This window comes from Staphylococcus sp. GDX8P54P, from assembly GCF_017893165.1.
In the GTDB taxonomy this organism is placed as follows: Bacteria; Bacillota; Bacilli; order Staphylococcales; family Staphylococcaceae; genus Staphylococcus; species Staphylococcus borealis.
In genome coordinates this window covers 1-1,216 of sequence record NZ_JAESMM010000021.1, presented here as the reverse complement: position 1 = coordinate 1,216, position 1,216 = coordinate 1, and the positions used below count along the sequence as shown (strand labels likewise).

Sequence of the window (1,216 nt, the reverse complement as noted above, 5' to 3'; positions counted from 1 at the left end):
TTTCTGGCTTATCATTCAAGCCTTTACGACGTTTATCATTCCAATCTTTGTATTTCGCGAATTGAATTTTACCAATATAGAATGGGTTTGAGAGAATATAAGTAACAGCTGAAATACTAAAAGGATTACCTTTCTTAGTGACATAACCTTTATGATTGAGTGCGTTGGCAATTTTACGATAACCATGACCTTTGGCGTAAGATTCAAAAATATATTTCACAATATTGGCTTCATGTTGATTAATCATGAGTTCATGTTTATTGTAGGGTACTTTATCGTAAGCTAAAGGAAGGTTCCCCTGATAATACCCTTCTTGGGCTCGTATCGTTTGGCCCATAAAAATATTGTCCACAATATTATTTCGCTCGAATTCAGCGAAGCTCGCAAGTATCTGAAGCATAAGCTTACCACTACTTGTGTTAACTTCCATACGTTCAGATAGACTGAAAAATTCGACATTTTGTTTATGCAAATCTTCGACAATTTTGAGTAAGTCTGATGTATTACGTGCTAATCGGTTTGTTTTGTAGACCATGACACAATCGATATGACCATTTTTTGCGTCTTGTAACATACGTTGAAGTGCAGGGCGGTTCATGGATTTTCCAGAAATACCTCGATCAGCATATACATCTATAACTTTGAAGTTATTGAAATCACAGTATTCTTGAATCTGATTGACCTGCCCCTGTATTGAAAAGCCTTCTGAACTTTGAATTTCAGTCGATACACGTACGTAAATACCCACGCGCTTGTTTTTATATTCTTGCATGATTTTTCATCCTTTCTGATTAAGCAATCGTTGATTGCGTCGTTTGATTGACGATGTTTAAGGGTTCATTTTTGAAATAGATACCCGTAAGTGTTTTATTTTTGTTAATATGAATTTCATCAATGTAAGGGTACAACATGTTTAACGTGAAACGTTGTTGAATGATATTTTGAAAAGCCTTTTGAATTTGATACGCATTGATTGATAATATAGGTTTTGAATGTTGTCGCGATGATTGTGTTTGTTTTCTGAAAGCTTCTGCATCAATTTTACCTTGGGCTAATTTTTCTATCAGCTGCTCTTGATTGATTGTAGCTTTAGTTTCTATATCTCTTTGTCTTTTGAGTCGTTGTTGAATAGTATGATTTTTTTATCCTTTCTTGTTAGACAATCGATTATTGAGAGGTTTTGTTCACAAAGTTCAAAGGTTAATTTTTGAAATAA

1 protein-coding gene and 1 pseudogene are annotated in these 1,216 nt (G+C 34.0%); both read right to left on the bottom strand.

Annotated elements, in window-relative coordinates:
* A partial coding sequence (locus KA909_RS08045) for a recombinase family protein (protein ID WP_210130097.1) occupies positions 1–772 on the bottom strand: 772 nt, incomplete at its 3' end.
* A 19-nt stretch (positions 773–791) separates the two neighbouring features.
* Positions 792–1,139 (bottom strand): annotated as a pseudogene (locus tag KA909_RS08040) (cassette chromosome recombinase CcrA); the annotation flags it as partial.
* Between the last annotated feature and the right edge of the window lie 77 nt (positions 1,140–1,216).